This window comes from Ferdinandcohnia salidurans, assembly GCF_042680725.1.
Taxonomy (GTDB): domain Bacteria; phylum Bacillota; class Bacilli; order Bacillales; family Bacillaceae_L; genus Ferdinandcohnia; species Ferdinandcohnia salidurans.
In genome coordinates this window covers 230530-251286 of sequence record NZ_JBHUEK010000031.1, presented here as the reverse complement: position 1 = coordinate 251286, position 20757 = coordinate 230530, and the positions used below count along the sequence as shown (strand labels likewise).

At 36.6% G+C, this 20757-nt stretch carries 21 protein-coding genes; 5 read left to right on the top strand and 16 right to left on the bottom strand.

Translation table 11 applies throughout. The features are described from left to right. Positions 1 to 114: 114 nt before the first annotated feature. The 10 genes from phoU to ACFSFW_RS21710 form a co-directional block, all read right to left on the bottom strand. Positions 115 to 774, bottom strand: a complete 660-nt coding sequence (gene phoU, locus ACFSFW_RS21755; protein WP_388041313.1) for a phosphate signaling complex protein PhoU — start codon at positions 772 to 774, stop codon at positions 115 to 117. Between the two features lie 24 nt (positions 775 to 798). After that, a complete protein-coding gene (pstB, locus tag ACFSFW_RS21750; protein WP_388041310.1) occupies positions 799 to 1605 on the bottom strand; it encodes a phosphate ABC transporter ATP-binding protein PstB in 807 nt (268 codons plus the stop codon). 88 nt (positions 1606 to 1693) lie between these two features. Then, complete coding sequence (gene pstA, locus ACFSFW_RS21745) at positions 1694 to 2578, bottom strand: phosphate ABC transporter permease PstA (protein WP_388041307.1); 885 nt, start codon at positions 2576 to 2578, stop codon at positions 1694 to 1696. 1 nt (position 2579) lies between these two features. Next, the gene (gene pstC, locus ACFSFW_RS21740; protein WP_099361925.1) at positions 2580 to 3518 is read right to left on the bottom strand and encodes a phosphate ABC transporter permease subunit PstC; all 939 of its coding nucleotides are present in this window, start codon (positions 3516 to 3518) and stop codon (positions 2580 to 2582) included. A 110-nt stretch (positions 3519 to 3628) separates the two neighbouring features. Beyond that, entirely contained in the window at positions 3629 to 4609 is a 981-nt protein-coding gene (locus ACFSFW_RS21735; RefSeq protein ID WP_388041305.1) for a PstS family phosphate ABC transporter substrate-binding protein, read from the bottom strand. A 214-nt stretch (positions 4610 to 4823) separates the two neighbouring features. After that, positions 4824 to 6938, bottom strand: coding sequence for a peptidoglycan D,D-transpeptidase FtsI family protein (locus ACFSFW_RS21730; RefSeq protein ID WP_388041302.1), 2115 nt, complete (start codon positions 6936 to 6938; stop codon positions 4824 to 4826). A 149-nt stretch (positions 6939 to 7087) separates the two neighbouring features. After that, the gene (locus tag ACFSFW_RS21725; protein WP_388041299.1) at positions 7088 to 8374 is read right to left on the bottom strand and encodes an MFS transporter; all 1287 of its coding nucleotides are present in this window, start codon (positions 8372 to 8374) and stop codon (positions 7088 to 7090) included. Positions 8375 to 8634: 260 nt separating this feature from the next. Then, positions 8635 to 9243: a superoxide dismutase SodA gene (gene sodA, locus ACFSFW_RS21720; RefSeq protein WP_099361929.1), complete on the bottom strand. Its 609-nt coding sequence runs from the start codon at positions 9241 to 9243 to the stop codon at positions 8635 to 8637. A 191-nt stretch (positions 9244 to 9434) separates the two neighbouring features. Beyond that, positions 9435 to 9917, bottom strand: coding sequence for a DUF456 domain-containing protein (locus ACFSFW_RS21715; RefSeq protein WP_388041296.1), 483 nt, complete (start codon positions 9915 to 9917; stop codon positions 9435 to 9437). Positions 9918 to 10113: 196 nt separating this feature from the next. Then, positions 10114 to 11748 (bottom strand): Na/Pi cotransporter family protein, encoded by a 1635-nt coding sequence (locus tag ACFSFW_RS21710; protein ID WP_388041294.1) that lies wholly within the window; start codon positions 11746 to 11748, stop codon positions 10114 to 10116. Positions 11749 to 12022: 274 nt separating this feature from the next. Between ACFSFW_RS21710 and yqfZ the strand changes: the two genes are divergently transcribed. Both yqfZ and ispG read left to right on the top strand, forming a co-directional pair. After that, positions 12023 to 12349: a protein YqfZ gene (yqfZ, locus tag ACFSFW_RS21705; protein WP_388041293.1), complete on the top strand. Its 327-nt coding sequence runs from the start codon at positions 12023 to 12025 to the stop codon at positions 12347 to 12349. A 126-nt stretch (positions 12350 to 12475) separates the two neighbouring features. After that, entirely contained in the window at positions 12476 to 13582 is a 1107-nt protein-coding gene (gene ispG / locus ACFSFW_RS21700) for a flavodoxin-dependent (E)-4-hydroxy-3-methylbut-2-enyl-diphosphate synthase (protein WP_099362271.1), read from the top strand. Between the two features lie 53 nt (positions 13583 to 13635). Here the strand turns inward: ispG and ACFSFW_RS21695 are convergent, their stop codons facing one another. The 4 genes from ACFSFW_RS21695 to ACFSFW_RS21680 all read right to left on the bottom strand — a co-directional run bounded on the left by ACFSFW_RS21695 (position 13636) and on the right by ACFSFW_RS21680 (position 16169). Further along, positions 13636 to 14025, bottom strand: coding sequence for a DUF4190 domain-containing protein (locus tag ACFSFW_RS21695; protein WP_304218656.1), 390 nt, complete (start codon positions 14023 to 14025; stop codon positions 13636 to 13638). Between the two features lie 113 nt (positions 14026 to 14138). After that, entirely contained in the window at positions 14139 to 14552 is a 414-nt protein-coding gene (zur, locus tag ACFSFW_RS21690; RefSeq protein WP_304218659.1) for a zinc uptake transcriptional repressor Zur, read from the bottom strand. Then, positions 14549 to 15391 (bottom strand): metal ABC transporter permease, encoded by an 843-nt coding sequence (locus tag ACFSFW_RS21685; protein WP_304218849.1) that lies wholly within the window; start codon positions 15389 to 15391, stop codon positions 14549 to 14551. The genes zur and ACFSFW_RS21685 overlap by 4 nt, the downstream gene beginning before the upstream one ends. Before the next feature lie 4 nt (positions 15392 to 15395). Further along, the gene (locus tag ACFSFW_RS21680) at positions 15396 to 16169 is read right to left on the bottom strand and encodes a metal ABC transporter ATP-binding protein (RefSeq protein ID WP_304218662.1); all 774 of its coding nucleotides are present in this window, start codon (positions 16167 to 16169) and stop codon (positions 15396 to 15398) included. 167 nt (positions 16170 to 16336) lie between these two features. Between ACFSFW_RS21680 and ACFSFW_RS21675 the strand changes: the two genes are divergently transcribed. After that, complete coding sequence (locus ACFSFW_RS21675; RefSeq protein ID WP_246006428.1) at positions 16337 to 16603, top strand: DUF2624 domain-containing protein; 267 nt, start codon at positions 16337 to 16339, stop codon at positions 16601 to 16603. A 30-nt stretch (positions 16604 to 16633) separates the two neighbouring features. On the opposite strand, the gene ACFSFW_RS21670 is transcribed toward ACFSFW_RS21675, so the two are convergent. Together ACFSFW_RS21670 and ACFSFW_RS21665 are read right to left on the bottom strand one after the other, a co-directional pair. Then, positions 16634 to 17527, bottom strand: coding sequence for a deoxyribonuclease IV (locus ACFSFW_RS21670; protein WP_304218667.1), 894 nt, complete (start codon positions 17525 to 17527; stop codon positions 16634 to 16636). 57 nt (positions 17528 to 17584) lie between these two features. Then, entirely contained in the window at positions 17585 to 18892 is a 1308-nt protein-coding gene (locus ACFSFW_RS21665; RefSeq protein WP_388041288.1) for a DEAD/DEAH box helicase, read from the bottom strand. Between the two features lie 234 nt (positions 18893 to 19126). Here ACFSFW_RS21665 and vrrA point away from each other — a divergent pair, with 234 nt between their 5' ends. After that, positions 19127 to 19681 carry a VrrA/YqfQ family protein gene (gene vrrA, locus ACFSFW_RS21660; protein ID WP_388041285.1) on the top strand — a complete coding sequence of 185 codons (555 nt, stop codon included), beginning with the start codon at positions 19127 to 19129 and terminating at the stop codon, positions 19679 to 19681. Positions 19682 to 19784: 103 nt separating this feature from the next. Next, the gene (locus ACFSFW_RS21655) at positions 19785 to 20732 is read left to right on the top strand and encodes a 4-hydroxy-3-methylbut-2-enyl diphosphate reductase (RefSeq protein ID WP_388041282.1); all 948 of its coding nucleotides are present in this window, start codon (positions 19785 to 19787) and stop codon (positions 20730 to 20732) included. Positions 20733 to 20757: the final 25 nt, after the last annotated feature.

The following is a 20757-nucleotide window of genomic DNA, read 5'->3' as shown; positions in this document are numbered from 1 at the left end:
AAATATATGTTACGGGGAATAGCAATCGGTATTATTTTTTCTACGATTGTATATGGTCTTATTTACTATTTAACGACAAAATAAAACTCAAGCCGAGTCTGGCTTGAGTTTTTTTTAGGCATTTAAATCGACTTTTTTAGCTTTTACCATATAGATGATGTGTTCAGCCATATTTGTTGTGTGGTCTGCTACTCTTTCGATATGGCGGCTGATAAAGGCTAATTGTGTAATTTGGTTAATTGAATTAGGATTGCTCGGCATTAACTCCAGTAGTTCTTTAATGATTTTTCCATATAACTCATCAACCTCATCATCTGCTTTAGCTGTTTGAATGGCTAAATTGATGTCTTTTTCGATATACGCTTTGATTACGTTGTTTAACATGTCTAAAGCTTTTTCAGCCATTTTTGGGATATCCACTATTGGCTTGATGAGCGGACCATCTCCAATGTGGATAGTCGATTTTGCGATATTAACGGCTAGATCCCCGATTCTTTCAATATCACTTGAGATTTTCAAGCCGGCGATGATGGCACGTAAATCAGATGCTACTGGTTGTTGTTGTGCGATTAATTGAATGATAATACTATCGATTTGTTCTTCAAGGTCATTAATTTTCTGGTCATCTTGAATGATTTGTTCAGCCAATTTAATATCTTGGTGTGCAAGTGATTGTACTGATTTTTCAACTGCCGTTTTCGATAGATTGACCATTTCAACCAATAATTCTTTAAGATGATCCAAATCCTTATCAAATGTCGTACGTATAGCCATGACATACACCCCTCTTGTTCTTTATTATCCAAATCTGCCAGTGATGTAATCTTCTGTGCGCTTGTCGGATGGATTTGAAAACATTTTATCTGTTTTTTCATATTCAACCACTTCTCCACTTAGGAAAAAGGCTGTTCGGTCTGAAATACGTGCAGCTTGTTGCATATTATGAGTAACGATAATAATACTGAAGTTTTGCTTAAGTTCTTGAACAAGTTCTTCAATTTTTAATGTTGAAATTGGGTCAAGAGCAGAAGTCGGCTCATCCATTAGAATTACGTCTGGTTCAATTGCCAGGCATCTTGCAAGACAGATTCTTTGTTGCTGACCGCCTGAAAGTCCATAAGCATTTTCATGAAGGCGGTCTTTTACCTCATCCCAAATAGCTGCTCCACGTAAACTTTTTTCAACAATTTCATCTAAGATTTTTTTGTTTCGAATCCCATGAATACGAGGTCCATAAGCAATATTGTCATAGATTGATTTTGGAAAAGGATTCGGCTTTTGGAAAACCATCCCTACTCGAGTTCTGAGTTCTTCTTCTTTATATGATTTATCGAAAATATTCTTTCCTCTGTATAAAATTTCTCCAGAGATGCGAACAATCGGAACGAGTTCAACCATACGGTTTAAGGTTTTAATATAAGTTGATTTCCCACATCCTGACGGCCCAATTATTGCTGTTACTTCGTTTTCATAGATTGGAAAATTAATATTCTTAAGGGCATGATCTTCCCCATACCATAAGTTTAAATCCTTTGTATCATAAACAATTTTTTTATCTATCTGTTCTGGATTTATCTTTTTATTAGTCATTACTTGTAATGTCATAATCTGAGTTTCTCCCCTTCAAATTAGAATCAAATGCGCAAGGCCAAATTGCGCCTGATATTAATACTCGTTGCTTTCTTGAAAAAAATTAAAATCTTCTTTGGAACTTGTTTCGTATCAAGATGGCTACCCCGTTCATTAAGAATAGTACGGTTAATAAAATGACAATAGTTGCTGCTCCTAGGTTTGCGTATTCAGCTACTAGGGCAGAATCGAGTGTCCAATAATAGATTTGCATTGGCAACACAGTAAATTTATCAAAAATACTATCTGGAAATGGAATTAGTAAGGCTGGAATTCCTATTACTACAAGTGGAGCTGTTTCTCCAACTGCTCTAGAAAGTGCCAAAATAACCCCTGTAAGAATACCAGGTAATGAAGCAGGTAAAACAACATTTTTTATTGTTTGCCATTTTGTAGCTCCCATTCCGTAAGATGCTTCTCTCAAATAACCCGGAACTGCACGGATTGCTTCTTGACTAGCCACTACTACGATTGGAAGTACGAGTAATGCCATTGTAAGTCCACCGGCTAACACGATATTGCCTAATCCAAAGCCACGAACAAAAATGGTAAGACCTAATATACCAAATACAATTGACGGAACACCCGCAAGATTTGAGATATTTGTTTGAATAAACCGTTGTAGACGTCCTTTTTTTGCATATTCTTCGAGATAAATAGCTGTACCAACACCCAGGAAAAGTGTAACTGGTGCAACCACAAGCATTAACCACAGCGTTCCAAGGAGGGCACCCATAATTCCCGCGTTCTCAGCAACAGTCGAAAGCTTGCTAGTTAGAAATTGGAGATCGATCCAACCCAGACTTTGAGATATGACTCGGTAAAAAAGAATGACGAGAACGACTAAACCAAACAAAGTTGATAAAAAGAAAATTGATTTTGCTATATTATTTGTAAAAAGTCGAGAATTAAGTTTCTTTTGCACCTGTGCGGCATTTACATATTTCATTTTAATATTCCTCCTTAAACTTGCGAGAAATATATTGTGCAAGTAAGTTCATTACTAATGTGAACACGAATAGTGTAATAGCTACAGCGTATAAACTATAATATAAAGTTGAGCCCGCAGGTGCATCTCCACTGTTTACTTCAACAATATAAGAGGTCATTGTTTGCATTGATTGGGTAACATCAAAAGTAAAGTTCTTGGAACTTCCACTAGCAAGCGTAACAATCATGGTTTCGCCAATAGCTCTAGATATACCAAGAACAAATGATGCAATAATTCCAGACATTGCTGCAGGAATAACAACCTTCCACGTTACTTCAAGTTTTGTTGAGCCTAGACCAAGCGCACCTTCTCTAATAGAATTTGGTACAGAGCTCATTGCATCCTCTGATAGCGATGCGACCATAGGAATGATCATGATTCCCATCACGATGCCTGGACTGAGGATATTGGTCGGTTCAAGACCAGGAATAATAGATTGTAATAGAGGTGTTACGAACGTTAAAGCAAAGAAACCATATACAATGGTCGGAATCCCCGCAAGAATTTCAAGAATCGGTTTTAATATTTTTCTAACTCGTTCAGATGCATATTCACTTAAATAGATGGCTGACATCATTCCGACAGGTATTGCGACAAGCATTGCTATAGCCGATGAAATAATCGTTCCTGTTAGTAGAGGTAATACCCCAAATTCGGCATTATCGCCAAGGGGTTTTAATACGGTACCTGTAAAGAAATCAAGAAATGGTACACGTTTAAAAAACTCAAATGTTTCAAAAAGAAGTGTAAGTACAATACCTACTGTTGTTAATATCGAGATAATCGCAATTAAGAGCAAGCCTTTTGGAATGACTTTCTCTACAATAGTGTTTATGCTTTTTGTACTTTTGTTTTTGGCAATCATCTCACGCACATTCACTTTAGAACCTTCCTTCATGATAAACTCCCTTCGATCCATTTCATCATTAATAAAGACCAAATTTTTTTCTATCTATAATTAGGTAGAAGATGAGAAGCAAAGATTGCTCTCACCTTCATTTTTAATTCTTATTTTAAACCTTCTAATTCTGTTACGACTGCATTTAATTCTTCTTCTGGAAGTGGAGCAAATCCAGTTTCTGAAGCTACATCAGCAGCGTTTTTCATTGTATAAATTGCATAGTCTAATACTTGTGCCTTTTCTTTCGCCATGTTGACATTTAGATAAGTAAATACTGGTCTTGTGAATGGAGCATAGTCGCCTTCTTCACTGATTGTGTCTAGGTTAGGTTCAACAGGACCGTTACCAAAGTCAACTTTTACAATTTTAACTTTATCTTTGTTATTTACTGCATAACCGTATCCGAAGAATGCAATTGCATTTTTATCTTTTGACACTAAGTCTACTAGTGTAGAGTATTCTTGTTGAAGATTTGCTTCAGCTACTAAGTCCTGCTCGTCTAAAATGTTTTCCCAGAAGAATTCATACGTACCGTGGTTTTCGTTTGGACCGTAAGTTTTGATTGGCTCATTTGGAAAATCAGAACGAACATCTGACCAATTTTTCTTACCAGCACTTGCTAAGAAGATATCAATTACTTCTTGTTGAGTTAACTCTTCAGCCCAATCGTTTTCTGGGTTAACAACAAATGTTAAACCATCAAGAGCAACCTTTAATTCTTTTACATCAATTCCTAAATCTTCAGCAGTTGCTGCTTCTTCGTCCTTAATTTGACGAGATGCATCGTTGAAATCTGTTCCGTTCTCTTCAACTAAAAACTTTTTAAAACCAGCACTTGTTCCAGCGCGACTTACTTCAACTGATACATTTTCTTGTTCATTTGTCATATAATTTTCTGCCATCTTTGACATGAAAGGATAAACTGTTCCAGATCCATCAATTACAACGCTGCCCTCTAATTCAGCACTTGCATTTTCGTTTTTGTTTTCTGTTTCACTATCTCCAGTACTGCTTTCATTACCACATGCAGCTAATACTAGCATTGTGATTGTGATCATTGCTAAACCTAAGAACTTCAAGCGTTTCATTCCTTAATTCCCCCTAAGAGTGAGTTTGTTTTGCTTTGTCTTACAAACTAAGAATAATCGCATTCTATTAATCTCGTATGAATTGAATGTAAAGGTTTTGTAAATTCGAGTAAAATGATGAAATTCCCTATTTTTTGTCGAAGATTTCAATTAGGAATCATAGCATAGAAAAAAGCCTAACGAATTCGTTAGGCTTTCTTCATTCTTATTCATTTCACTGAGCATCAGCATCAGTTTCATCTTCAGATGTTTCTGCTTCAGTTTCTGAATCCGATATTTGTTGAGGCTGTGTAGCTCGTTTTTCTTTCAGTTCAAAATATTTATCTAAAACGGCTTCTCCAACTTTAAGGTTCATATTATGTGATGTATTTCCATAATATGCGTATGGTAATACGACAGCAAATGCTACCTCAGGATTATTAAATGGAGCATATCCAACAAGTGTACTATTTACTGCTTCTACACCTTTGATGAATGATTGTGCAGAACCGGTTTTACCAGCAGCGTCATAAGGTTTACCCGAAAATGCGCTACGTGCTGTTCCACTTGATCCTTGAAAAACTAATTTAAAACCTTGTTGAACCCTCTCAATATATTTCATATCTATATCAAGTTTGTTCATAACAGTTGGTTCAAAAGGTTCTTGAATTGGACCTAATTCATTTTCTTCCAAGGTTGGTTGATGAATTTGTCTTACAATCTTTGGTTGCATCCTATAACCGTCGTTCGCAATCGTAGACACATACTGCGCTAATTGTAAGGTTGTATACGTGTCATATTGTCCAATTCCTAAGTCCATTAATAGACCAGGAGTAAGATCTGGTCCGGGATACCCAGTCGCTTCACCTGGTAAGTCAATTCCCGTTTTCACTCCCAAACCAAACTGACTAAAATAATTCCTTACAGTACGAAATGCATCGGAATCAATAGAAATGGGTTGGCCATACACATAATGTCCACCCGCTAATTCAAGAAATAACTTAAACATATATACGTTAGATGACAATTCTAGTGCTTTTAAATCATTAGTAGGTCCTAAATTCCTCCATGATTTTTTAAGTGATCCTTCTCGACCAATTTTCATTGGTGAATCATAGTACATAGAACCGATATCAATGACACCTGTATCATACCCAGTTAACATGGTAGCACCCTTAACAGCAGATCCCATCTCATAAGCTGCATTCATTGTACCTAGGGCATAGTCTTGAAATCCCATTTTGCCATCTTTGCCTCTTGTGTAGACCTTTCCAGCCATACTTAGAATTTCACCAGTTTTTGGATTCATCATGACTACAAATGCGCGGTCGAGATATTGAGTACCCTTCATTTGTTTATGAGCCAACATTTGCTCTTCGATAATTTGTTCAACAGCTTGTTGAAGCTCCATATCGATTGTTAAAACAAGATCACTACCTCGTTGTCCCTCAGAAATCATGATTGTTTCTTGTACGGCATTACCCTTAATTATATTTTCTACTTTTGCCTTTTGACCATGTAATACCGATTCATATTGCGCTTCTAAATAACTTAAACCAACACGATCATTCCGGTTATACCCACGAGCTAAGTAGTAATCAAGTTTATCACCTGGTAGTCCTTCATCTGTATCAGAAATACGGCCAAGGATTGATTTTAAAGTGTTATCAAATTTATAATCACGAATCCAGTCAGTTGTCGTGTTGACACCTGGCAAATGTTCGAGATTTTCACTGACTACAGCATATTCTTCTGGTGTTACATTTTCATTCTTTACTATCTGTGGGACAAGTGCATAGCCCTTCGTCATTTCACGGAAGATTGCTGCAACCTCTAGCTCTGCTTCTGTAATCTGTTTAAGATCTTCTTCCGTAATTCGTTCGATTTGTAGTTTATAGATGTCTTTACTGGATAATTCTAGTTCCCCATCTTCCACTTTTTTCATTTCTTGCTTGACCAATGCTTTTGCTTCATCTGGGTTTTTAAGCATCCAAAAATCTTTCAAATCTCGTTCTGTTACTTTGTCCGACTTCATTTCAATAAGCGTTGCAAGGGTTTCTGCAACTTCTAATACTTCTTCTTGCTTAGTCCCTCTTGCACGTGTATATGTGATCGCATTTAACGCCTTATTATCAACGATGACATTTCCATTTTTGTCATAGATCTTACCTCGTGGAACAGGAAGATTTACAACCTCATTTTCGGTTTTTTCTACTTCCTTTTGAAATTTCTCACCATGTACAATCTGGACAACCCCTAGTCGGAGGATTAAGGCTGAAAATAGTAAGAAGACAGCAAAAAATAACATATTTAAACGAAATGGAACATGTGATTTTTTCTTTTTGATCATAAACATCAACTACCTTTAATTATTTGCGTATTCCTAATTTTATCTTTAAGCTACATTCTTATGAATAAAAAAGACACCTAACCAGGCTAGGTGCCTTTATCTTCTATTGTAAAAGAAACTCAAGTTTTTTTCCATGATTAAATATTGCCTTAAGCAGTTGATCCACCTTCTCCTTCTATTAACTTGCGATTTGCCCCCGATTTTGATTGGACTGGACCAGATGCATCTGGTGTTTTGATACGCCGGATCGGGATGTAAAGTAGTATATGTCCTGCACCGACAATTGCTAGAAGGATTGGAATGCTTTGTTTTTCGTCGAAGAAAGTAACAGCAAGTAGGAACAAAATAATCGAGAGTATTCTACCGCAGTTTAAAAAGATTTCCCTCACTACCACATATTCAATTCTCATCTCTTTTGCGTTCCATCCCTTACCAATGACATCATAGGTTAAAGAGTTATAAGGAACGAGTAAGATGGGATAAGCAATTCCAATAATAACACCATATATGATCAGCCTTGCATAGGTTACATCAAAAAGAATCGCAAATATTGCAAGATATATCATTAAACCGCCAAGAAGAATTGCCTTTTTGCGCATTTTCTTTTTGATTAACCTCGTTGCCAGGAAATAAAACAAAAACGACACGGCCGAATTGATTAATCCAAATTTCCCTAAAGCCAACTCACTGCCTGTCGCAACGAAAACAAACACTGATATGACAAATACAAATGTACCTTCACGGATTCCTTGGAAAAAGTGAGCATGAAGAATATTTTTCCAGTTTGAATTATTTTTCCGTTCAGCTAGAATTCGCCTAAATACAAAATCTCCTTCGGCACTTCGCCTTTTCAAGAAAAAGCTCAGCACAACAGCACCAGTAAACAAACCTAAAGAGATTCCAAAAATAACCGTGTAACCAGTAAAACTTTTCATTGAAGATATAATGATTCCCGCTGCAATGGGACCAATCATTCCTGCGAATGAGCCTAGTAACCCTAAAAATCCGTTGAAAAAATCACGCGTTTCAGGCTCTGTAATTTCAAAGGTTAAAACATTAAAGGCTAACCAGTAAAAGCCATAACCTATTCCAAGTAGACCCCCTAGTAAAAGCAAATACTGTGAGGCATTTTCTCCAATCCAGAGAACGGTGATATAAAAAATGGCTAAGAATGAAACTCCAAGCCTTAGCACGATCACTCTATCTATTTTCTTAGCCCATCTTCCTGCTAGGATAAAGGTTAATGGTTGCAAAACAACAACCGCTAAATTATATAACCCTAAATCCTTAAAATCTCCTGATTGCTTCCATAAGTATACATTCACAAAGGTGTTCGATAAGGCAATACTTAATGCATACAATCCACCAATTACTAGTAACAAAATTAAATCCCTGTGTATGGGTACATCACCTAATACCTTTTTAAAACCAAACATTTGCTGACTCCCCTTTTTTATCTACATCATTATTGTGTGATAAAAAAAAGGAGATATACAAAGAAATGCGAAAGCGCCTTGCTCAGCCCCGCCAAGCATAAGAAAATCCGACTAGAAGGATGCCTTTTGTCCTTCTTGACGGATTGGCTTATGACCTCGAGGGGCTAGGCGCTGAAGCTGGACAATTAGAAAAGCAGAAGGTTCCTGAGCTTTATATAAAATAAAAAGCCAGTGGACGAATCCACTGGCTCTAATCTGCATTACTTTGCAGAGTTGTAACGGTTTGCTACTTCTTCCCAATTAACTACATTAAAGAATGCAGAAATATAATCAGGACGACGGTTTTGATAGTTTAGGTAGTAAGCATGCTCCCAAACATCAAGACCAAGAATTGGAGTTTTACCTTCCATTAATGGAGAATCTTGGTTTGGAGTGCTTGTAACTTCAAGCTCACCATTGTTAACAACTAACCAAGCCCAACCAGAACCAAAACGAGTTGTAGCTGCTTTAGCAAACTGATCTTTGAATGCTTCAAAGCCTCCAAATTTGCTATTGATTGCTTCTGCTAATTCGCCAGTTGGCTCTCCGCCACCGTTTGGAGAAAGAATAGTCCAGAATAAGCTGTGGTTTGCATGTCCACCACCATTGTTTCTTACTGCTGTACGAATATCTTCTGGAACAGCGTCAAGATTAGAAACTAATTCTTCTACTGATTTACCTTCTAGATCAGCTTTTCCTGCGATTGCATTGTTTACGTTTGTAATGTAAGTATTATGGTGCTTAGTGTGGTGAATATTCATTGTTTCTTTGTCAATGTGTGGTTCTAAAGCATCATAAGCATAAGGTAATTGTGGTAATTCGTATGCCATTGTTTTTTTCCTCCTTAAATATGTATGTCAAATTGAACCTTGAAAACGATTTCGTCTTCAGCAGTCCTCACTTGTAAGATTACCAAAATAAGTATAACCTTTCAAATGAAAAGCACTATTAATTCATAAAACTTATAACGTAATCAACTAGTATCAGATTTAAAGTTCCCATTAGATGAAAGGATTATTCATCAAAACACAACAATTAAAAAATAGAAAATCATAATAGCTTGAATGATCCCTTTTGCCAGAACTCCACTGAGAAACCCAATAAGTGACCCTACACCACTTTTAAATGCATCTTTTACATCTTTTTTATGGACGAGTAATTCTGCTAAAAATGCACCAAGGAATGGACCAATAATAATACCAAAAATCGGAATTACAAAAGGGCCAACGAGAAGTCCAATCGTACTTCCCCACACAGCTGCCTTACTTCCACCATACTTCTTTACCCCAACTAAATTAGTCGCATAATCAGCACCTAATAATAGTAGAAGAAATAACCCCTCAATTACCCAAAACCAAATCGAAAACGAATCAAATCCTTGGAAGATTCCATAAATTAAGAAGCCACCTGCAATGAAAAGCACACTCGGAATAATCGGATAGACAAGCCCGATAAATGCAATTACAAACAATAAAATAATAATTGTCCACATTAGAAATCCCATAGATTTTAGCCTCCTTTATATGATCAAATGCGCCTTGGCGTATTTGCGCCCAGATTTTTTCGAGCTTGATCGAAAAACTACCATTTAAAATCTGTGGCATCCGCCGGAGGCTTTCAATTTTTATCAGTGGCTTTGGGCCTCTGATAAAAATTGAAATACAAGGCAATGAAATATGCCTTGTATCTAATGTAAGATATTAAAGTTGTCTTTCACCTAGAACTGCTTCCGCAATATTAACAGCGTGGTCACCGATACGCTCAAGATTACTGATAATGTCAACGAATACGATTCCTGCTTGTCCTGAACATTTACCTTCATTTAAACGTAAAATATGCTTCTTACGTAATGAACGCTCCATTGTATCAATCTTTTCTTCTTGTTTTACAACATCAATCGCCAATGTACGATCATTCTTTTGAAGACTTTGAACGGCTTCATTTACTGTATATACTGTTAATTTAAACATTTCATTTAGATCTTCCATTGCATCTTCAGTTAACTTCACTTTATTTGAAATCTGATAGTCAACTAATTCCACCACATTCTCAAAATGGTCACCGATTCTTTCGATATCACGAACCGTGTTAACAAGAACGGAATGTAAGGCTGACTCCTGTGCTGAAAGTGATCTAGATGATATTTTGATTAGGTAGTCTGTAATCTTTTTATCTAAATTATTAATTGCATCCTCAATTTGCATGGCGGTATCCGCATATCTTTGGGATTTCTCATTTAAATAGGTATTTGATTCTTCCAGACCCTTAACCGCAAATTCGCCCATTCGAACAACCTCTTCTCTAGCTTGCCCCAATGCAATCGCTGGAGATTGTTCAACAAAGACAGGATCAAGATGTTTGGCCTTATATTCAATTAACGAATCCTCACCTGGAATTAGCTTCGTTACAATAAAGGCTAAAACAGCAATAAATGGAAATTGAATAATGGTATTTGTCACGTTAAAGGTACCGTGTGCAAATGCAATTGTCATTTCAGGATTTAAATTTAATGTTGTTTGTAAATACCCAATTAAATTAGTGAAAGGTACAAGTAAAATTAAAAAGATAATTGTTCCAATAATATTAAAGATTACGTGTGTTAATGCTGCTCGTTTTGCAGCAACAGATGCCCCGATGGAAGCCAAAACAGCCGTAATTGTCGTTCCGATATTATCGCCAAACAGAACAGGTATAGCTGCTTTAAGATCTAAAAGGCCTTCTCCAAATAATCCCTGCAATATTCCTATCGTTGCACTTGAGCTTTGTACAATTACCGTAAACACGGTACCAATGACTACTCCCAGAATAGGACTAGAACTCATATTAACCGTTAAATCATGAAAGGTTTCAAGAGATCTAAGAGGTTTCATTCCATCCCCCATTAATTCTAAACCTAAGAATAGTGCACCAAAACCAAATACGATTTGTCCAAAATTATGTATTCTTTTATTTTTGAAGAAAAACAATAATATTGCACCTAACGCGATTATTGGGAGTGCGTAATCAGAAATTTTAATACCTATGATAAATGCAGTAATCGTTGTCCCGATATTCGCTCCCATTATTACGCCAATTGCTTGTCTTAATGTCATAAAACCAGCACTTACTAGTCCTACAACAATAACGGTTGTTCCTGAACTACTTTGGATTAAACATGTTACAAAAATACCAGCGAGAACACCCATGAATGGATTGGTAGTAAACCTATCTAAGATATCTCTGAGTTTATCACCAGCAGATTTTTGTAATCCATCCCCCATGTACTTGATACCAAATAAGAAAATACCAAGCCCGCCTATAAACTGAAATATCATACTTTGTACGTCTAGTTCCACAATGCCAACTCCTAAAAAAATGATCGAATTTTGTAGTAAAGCCATAAAAATAGTACCGTAGTCCATTTTTAATGTAAAGGTTTATTAAGCAAATTTACAATACTGTAACATAAGACTATTTTCCCTTCTCTTGTAACTCTATTTTTCACTTGATATGCAAAATTATGTATTTCTAGTTTCCCTATTAAATTTTCCTTCCTATTCTATTATTTTATGGAATATAGTGGTCAGCGAAGCATATTCTGTATTAAATAGACCTAGCGGAGGTTTTAAGATGAAGCGTTTATTTGCATTCCTAGCCATTGTGTTTATTGTATATATTATTTACTACGACATAAGAATTGGGACTCTACCAACGGCACAAGATGAAAAGATAGAGGCAACTGAAGTCATTGCCCAGACATCAAACGATCCATATATGGAAGTCAAGGTAAAAGCAGGTGACACGTTACTTTCCATCGTTGAGAGAGTAAATGAAGAAAAGCAAATCTCCTCCATCGAATCTGTGATTAAGGATTTCGAAGAACTTAATCCAGATAGTAAAGCAGAGCTTCTACAAATTGGGAAAACCTACAAATTTCCATTATATACGAATGAATAAGGGTATTTTCTTGTCAATTTTTTATTTCAACTGTAAAATAGGCAAGTAAATGATTCTTTAGACTAGATATTTTTCAAATAAAGGATTACTCTTATATAAGTTATTCAAATGCTTTTAAAAGGAGCGATATTTGTGAGTGAAATCATCCATCGTACAAAAACACGTCCTGTAAAGGTAGGTAATTTAACGATCGGTGGTAACAATGAAGTAGTTATTCAAAGTATGACCACAACAAAAACACATGATGTAGAAGCAACAGTTGCAGAAATCAAAAGACTTGAAGAAGCAGGCTGTCAAATCGTTCGTGTAGCATGTCCTGATGAGCGTGCAGCCAATGCAATCTCTGAAATCAAGAAGAGAATTTCAATTCCTCTTGTAGTTGATATACATTTTGATTATAAATTAGCCTTAAAAGCGATTGAAGGTGGAGCCGATAAAATTCGAATTAATCCAGGGAATATCGGTCGCAAAGAAAAGGTTGAAGCAGTTGTAAAAGCTGCAAAAGAAAAAGGAATCCCTATTCGAATCGGTGTAAACGCTGGTTCATTAGAGAAGCGTATCCTTGATAAATATGGCTATCCAACAGCAGATGGTATGGTTGAAAGTGCTTTACACCATATTAAAATCTTAGAAGACCTTGATTTCCATGATATTATCGTATCAATGAAGGCATCAAGTGTACCGTTAGCAATTGAGGCATATGAAAAAGCAGCAATGGCTTTTGATTACCCACTTCACTTAGGGATTACTGAATCCGGAACACTATTCTCTGGAACAGTCAAAAGTGCTGCAGGTCTAGGTGCTATTTTAAGTAAAGGAATCGGAAATACATTACGTATTTCATTAAGTGCAGACCCTGTTGAGGAAATTAAGGTTGCTCGCGAATTGTTAAAATCATTTGGTTTAGCGGCTAATGCAGCAACATTAATTTCATGTCCAACTTGTGGACGTATTGAGATTGATCTAATCAAAATAGCAAATGAGGTTGAGGAGTATATCTCAACGATCAAAGCACCAATCAAGGTTTCTGTATTAGGATGCGCAGTTAACGGTCCTGGTGAAGCACGTGAGGCTGATATCGGCATTGCAGGAGCAAGAGGAGAAGGTCTACTCTTCCGCCACGGTAAAACTGTACGTAAAGTACCTGAAGAAACCATGGTAGAAGAATTGAAAAAAGAAATTGATAAGCTTGCTGAAGAATATTACGCAAAACAAGCAGCAGAGCAAAAATAAAAAACAAGCCCGACAAAATGTCGGGCTTGTTTTTTATTCACATATTTACGTTGTTAAAAAAATGGGAGGATAAAGATGCCAACGATAATCGAAACAGCACCAATTCCGATTGCCCATGCTCCTAAACCAGTTGCTCCACGTCGACGTGCGATAAAGCCAATGATAATACCTGCTGCTCCTAATAATACAGGCATTACGAATAAGGAAATGATTGATAAAGCTAAAGCAAGCCAGCCTAAACCGGCACCACCCGCTACCTTATCATCCGTATTGTTTCCTTCATAGTTCGCTTCACGTTTTGTGGTTCCATAATTGATTGGAGCGGCAACTTCTGCTGCCGTTTCCTCATTGTAGCTTGAGTCAGCATTTGCACCTAAGTTTGGATCAACGTATTCAAAATCATCGTCTCGAATCTTTCTTACGTTTGTATCTTCTTTCGCCATGCTTATCCCTCGCTTTCCTTATGGGTAAGGAGCATTTTTAGTATGAGTTAAAGAAGCGAGAAATATAATTGTTAATCATTGACTTTACTACCAGTAGATTAGACTAAAAAGCCTTAGATTTTACATTCTGGACATGAACCATAAATTTCAAATTTGTGACCTGTTATATCATATCCCGCTAAATTTTCGTTCATTTTATCCATAGGACATGATTCGATTTCCTTTGTTTTGCCACATTCTAAACAAATAAAATGATGATGATGGTGACTTCCACCACAAGTAAACCGAAAATGCTTCTCACCTGAAAGTTCCGTCAATTCCAATATGCCAAGCTCCACAAATAATGAAAGATTTCTATAAATTGTATCAAAACTTAGTCCAGGATAGTTTTCCTTTAATTCATCCAAAACATCCTTAGCTGTTAAATACTTATCAGATACGGAAAAGAGCTCAAGCATTTCCTGTCTTTTCCCTGTATGTTTAAACCCTTTATCCTTCATTAACTGCATCGCTTCAGAAACATTCATGCTGTTCTTCCTTTCCACCTTTTTTTCCAACTGATTGCGCCTAAAAGAATAATGATTGCAAGTACAACGATGGTTCCCCCTGGAGCTAAATCCAGATAGTATGAAAGCACCAATCCAAAAATGACGGCTAACTCTCCAAATACAACCGAGAGGATAATCGTTTGTTTAAAGCCCTTTGCAATTCGAATGGCTGCTGCAACAGGCAATGTCATTAAAGATGAGACTAATAAAATTCCAACAATCCTCATTGATGCCGCAATGACTAATGCAACGGTAACAATAAAGATAAAATGAATTGTTTTTGCATTAATCCCTGACACAGCTGCATGCTCTTCATCAAATGATAACAAAAATAACTCTTTGTATAGGAAAGTAACAATAAAAATCACCAGCACAGAAATTGCCAGGATGGTCCATAAATCTGACCGGCTAATCGCACTTACACTACCGAACAAATAATTGAATAAATCTGTGTTAAAGCCGTCTGCGAGTGAAATAAAAATAACGCCTAGGCCAATTCCACTGGATAAAATAATGGGAATTGCAAGTTCCTGATAATGCTTATAAACTGTTCTTAAACGTTCAATAAATAGAGAACCAACGACTGAGAATGTCATTCCCATGTAGATGGGGTTGATAGGCCCCGCTAGCCCAAGCTTCTTTTCAAGTAAAAGGCTCGCAGCAATCCCTGCTAACGTCACATGACTTAAGGCATCCGCAATAAGTGACAGTCGTCTTACTACTATAAAAACACCGAGTAACGGTGCAATAAATCCAATTAGCAATCCACTTAGGAATGCATTTTGTAAAAATTCATATTGAAAAATATCTGAAAGCATCGTTTCACCTTCCATGGCTATGTTCATGGGTAATTACTTGAAGTGAATGTCCATAAAATTGGGATAAGTCCTGATCTTGAACATGTTCAAATTCATCAGCACTTCCATGGAAATGAAGGTGCTTATTTAAACATGCAACATGTGACACTTTTTCCGATACTGTCCCTACATCATGGGTAACTAATATTAATGTAATTCCCTTGTTTTTATTTATGTCCTCAAGCATATTGTAAAAAGTTTGAACAGTTTGGGCATCCACCCCAACAGTCGGTTCATCAAGGATAAGAAGGTCTGGTTCACTGACAAGCGACCTTGCGATAAAAACGCGCTGTTGTTGTCCTCCAGAAAGCTCCCCAATGTTTCGATATAAAAACTTTTCCATTCCAACTGCTTGAAGGGCATCTATGACTTTTTTCTTGTGTTCATGTTTAAAAAAATGAAACAATCCAAGCTTTGCGGTTAGGCCGCTTGAGACAACCTCAAATACTGTAGCCGGAAATCCTGAGTTAAAGCTATTTGCTTTTTGAGAAACAAAACCTATTTTTGGCCAATCTTTAAATTTTGAAATGGGTGTGCCAAATAATTCAATTGACCCTTCTTGAAGTTTAACTAGTCCAAGGATGCTTTTTAACAGGGTGGTTTTACCCGATCCATTAGGACCTACAATAGCTAAGAAAGATCCTTGAGGGACAACCAGATTAATGTTTTCTAATACGGTTTGTGCCTCATATCGAAAAGAAAGATCCTTTATCTTTAATACCGAATTTAGATGTGTCAAGTTATCACCTTATCTATCGTTAATTTTCGCTCTTATTAAGAATCATTACGATTTATACTTTATGAAGTATACAGGATGAATTTTATAAAGTAAAGAAATTGATGTTCAAAAAAGATTTATGCACACACCTTTTCGTTATGAAATAGACTAACGAGAGGAAGGTGAAGATGATAACAATGAACATTTATCAACAAATCATTAATCAAAAATTAAAAACGTTAACACCTGATGACTTAATGAAATACGGGAAACAATATGATATATATGTATCCAAGGAACAAGCAACAAATGTATTAAAATTAATTCGAAAAAACAAGAATATTAATATCTTTAATCCAGAAGAAAAAAATCAATTATTAAGAGAAATTGCCCGTGTTACAAGTCCTGAGGTTGCAAGAAAACTCAACCAACTGTTTATCAAATTTACAAGTTAAAAAAAAGCTGTCCATGGACAGCTTTTTTATTTACTGATTGATTATTTTCTCGAGTAAACCCTCATCAAATGATTTTGATCGGATCATTTCAATTTCGTACTTATATGGAGCCTTTTTACTGTTTTTGTCCTCCCCAACATAAGGTGTTTCAAGGATTTTAGGAACATTTTCTAGGGATGGATGATGAACAATATAATTAATTGCATTAAATCCAATTTTACCAAAACCAATATTTTCGTGACGGTCTTTTCTTGCCCCTTTATCGTTTTTGCTATCATTGATATGAAGGACTTTGATTCGATCTAGACCCACTAATTTATCGAATTGTTCTAAGACTCCATCAAAATCATTCACAATATCATAGCCTGCATCATGAGTATGACAAGTGTCAAAACAGACAGATAGCTTTTCATTATGTGTTACTCCATCAATAATTTGGGCAATTTCTTCAAATGACCTTCCACATTCAGATCCTTTACCGGCCATTGTTTCTAATGCGATCTGTACTTTGTGTTCCTTTGTCAGAACCTCATTTAAGCCCGCAATTATCTGCTTTATTCCCGCTTCAGCACCAGCTCCAACATGTGCACCAGGATGAAGGACAATTTGATTGGCACCAAGTGCCTCTGTTCTTTCAATTTCAGAACGTAAAAAGTTTACACCTAGTTCATACGTTGATGGGTTTGAAGTATTACCGATATTGATGATATATGGAGCATGAACAACAATTTCATCAATTCCATTTTCCTTCATATGAGCTTGTCCTGCTTCTATATTTAAATCCTCTATTTTTTTTCGTCTTGTATTTTGGGGTGCTCCTGTATAAATCATAAAAGTATTTGCACCGTATGATACGGCTTCTTCACTAGCTGCTAGAAGCATTTTTTTTCCACTCATTGATACATGTGAGCCAAGTTTTAGCATGCTATACCTCTCCTATCTCCCTACAAATTCATAAAAGTATATTACCATAGATCATGCTTATTTTCTCTTTAAGCGTTTTTGACGCTTTTTAATTTTTTCCATTTCTTGATTCATCTTTTTCTTATAGCCTGGTTTCACCTTCTTAGGCTTTTTCACCTGACTTTGTGCAAGTTTATCAATTTCATCAACTTGCTTTTTTCTAGCCTTTCGTTTGTTTCTTTCGCCAATATTGACCCATTCTTCATTTTCAAGGTCCTTATTTACAAAAGTAACTCCCATTTTTTCAAGTCTTATAATTGCATCTTCATCCGCTGGCTCATAAATCGTAGCTGCAATTCCTGAATAGCCCGCCCTTGCCGTTCTACCTACCCTGTGAATGTAAAAATCAAGATCACTAGGTAGTTCATAATTAATTACATGGCTCACACCTTCAATGTCAATACCTCTTGCAGCTAAATCCGTTGCCACTACGTATTGGAACTCTAATGAATTAATTTGCTTCATGACCTTTTTACGTTCTCTTGGTGGGAGGTCTCCGTGGAGTCGCCCTACCTTCATACCTTTTGCAATTAAGCCATCTGCTACTTCGTCAGCCATTTTTTTCGTATTGGTAAAAATAATCGCTAAATATGGATTATAAACCTCTAACATGGATTGCAAAAGCTTTAACTTATTTCGATGTCGTAATGGAACAAGTATATGTTCTACCTTAGCGGCAGTAGCTTGCTCAGGTGCAACATGAGTGTATCTAGGGTTTTCCATATATTTTTTTAGAAATGGCTTTAATTTATCAGGAATGGTTGCTGAAAACACTAAAATTTGTAGGTCTTCGGCCATCCTCGCTGCAATTTGGTCGACGTCTTCGATGAAGCCCATATCAAGCATTAGATCAGCTTCATCTACCACAATTTGACTCGCTGTGTAAACTTGAAGAGCTTGTTCCTTAATTAAATCGTGAATCCTTCCAGGAGTTCCTACAACAATATGTGGTTGTGTTTTTAGTTTTTCGATGGCACGTGCTTTATCCGTCCCACCTACAAATAATTTTGCTGTAATTGGATTCTCATCACTAAATTTAATGATTTTTCCTATTTCATGATGTATTTGCGTTGCAAGCTCACGGGTAGGTGCAGTAATAACAGCCTGTACCTCCTGTTTTGCAGAATCAATATTATTAATAATTGGCAGTATGTACGCATGGGTTTTACCTGTACCTGTTTGTGATTGCCCAATCGCACTTTCGCCCCGCTGAATGCTCGGTATTAACCGTTCTTGAATTTCGGTCGGCTTTGTAAATTTAATCTCTTTTAATGCTTCAAGTATAAAAGGCTGAAATTGAAAACGTTCAAAATCTTTTACTGTCATTACGATCCCTCATTTATATAAATATGAATTTGTTTTGCAAGGTTTGGGTTTATTATATGTTTTCTCATAACCTAACAATTTATTATATAGGAAAGCTTGTCAAAATACCAATTGAGCCCATTTGAAGTAATAGGTAAAACATTTAATTCACCCACCGCATATCCTAAAAATAAGGTATTATCACCCGATTCATTCTTCTACTTAACTTAGGTAATCTGAAAGGAGGAGAAGTAAATGTTTTATCCACGACAACCAATGAATCAAATGAGAGCAATGAGACAAATGAGGTCACCATCCATGTTTCCACAGCAATATGGGTTTCGACCACCAGGAATGTACGGTGGTATGCAAGGCATGCAAGGACAAGGAAGATCCGGATTAGGTGGCCTTTTGAAAAAATTAATCCCTGGAATGGGAAAGTCAAATCCCATGCAAGGAATGGGAGGTATGCCTGGTTTCTTTAATCCTTCACAAGGAATGAACGCAGGCACCCTTCAAAATTTAGCAAATCCCTCTAACCTTAGTGCGATGATGGGAAATGTACAAAAAACGTTAAAAATGGCTGAATCTGTTGTTCCAATGGTTCAACAATATGGGCCATTAATGAAAAATATCCCTGCAATGGTTAGGATGTATAGTGCGATTAAAAATGCAGGGAATGAACAGGAAGAAGAGAATGAGACTATTTCACTATCAGATGTGACTTCAGACAGTGAAGAGTTTGAAAATGAAGAAGAAAAACCAAAAGCAAGTGGTACCGGTCAATCAGTTCCAAAGCTTTACATTTAAAAGACTTTGTATTATCCTTCATACTCAGATATAATAAATACGAGATTACGAGAGTACCAATAGGTATGAGCTATCCGATTTATTGACTGAGGAGGAGAAGAGCATGGAAGTAATCAAAATTGCTCCCCGTGGATATTGCTACGGTGTAGTAGATGCGATGGTAATTGCGAAAAATGCCGCTTTAGATAAATCATTACCAAGACCTATATATATACTAGGAATGATTGTTCACAATAAGCACGTAACTGATGCCTTTGAAGAAGAAGGAATTATTACGCTTGATGGAGCAAACCGTTTAGATATTTTAAATCAGGTTAAAGAAGGTACCGTTATTTTCACAGCGCATGGCGTTTCACCAGAGGTGAAAAGATTAGCAAAAGAACGAGGTCTTGTCACACTTGATGCAACTTGCCCTGATGTAACTAGAACACATGATTTGATTAAGGAAAAAACAGCTGAAGACTACCATATTATTTATATTGGTAAAAAGGGCCACCCAGAGCCAGAAGGTGCATTAGGTGTAGCCCCTAGTTTCGTTCATCTTGTTGAAACGGTTGAAGATGTTGAAAAACTAGAGCTAAATCATGAAAACCTTGTTGTGACTAACCAAACAACAATGAGTCAGTGGGACGTTCTTCATGTAATGGAAAAGGTTAAGGAAAAGTTTCCACATGCTGAAGTCCACAATGAAATTTGTTTAGCTACACAGGTTCGACAAGAAGCTGTTGCCCAACAAGCAACTGTGGCTGACTTAACAATCGTAGTTGGAGATCCGAAGAGTAATAACTCAAACCGTCTCGCACAAGTTTCCGAAGAAATTGCAGGCACAAAAGCATATCGTGTTGCAGACGTAAGTGATATTCAACTTGAATGGCTTAAAGGTGTTGAGAAAGTAGCCGTAACAGCTGGTGCTTCCACCCCAACGCCAATTACGAAAGAAGTCATTAACTTTTTAGAACAATTCGATCCTGAAAATGAGGAAACATGGGAACGAGCTCGAAAAGTTCCACTCTATAAAGTGTTACCAAAGGTAAAGGTAGCTAAAAAGTAAACGATCAAAAGCGTTCTTAAATAAA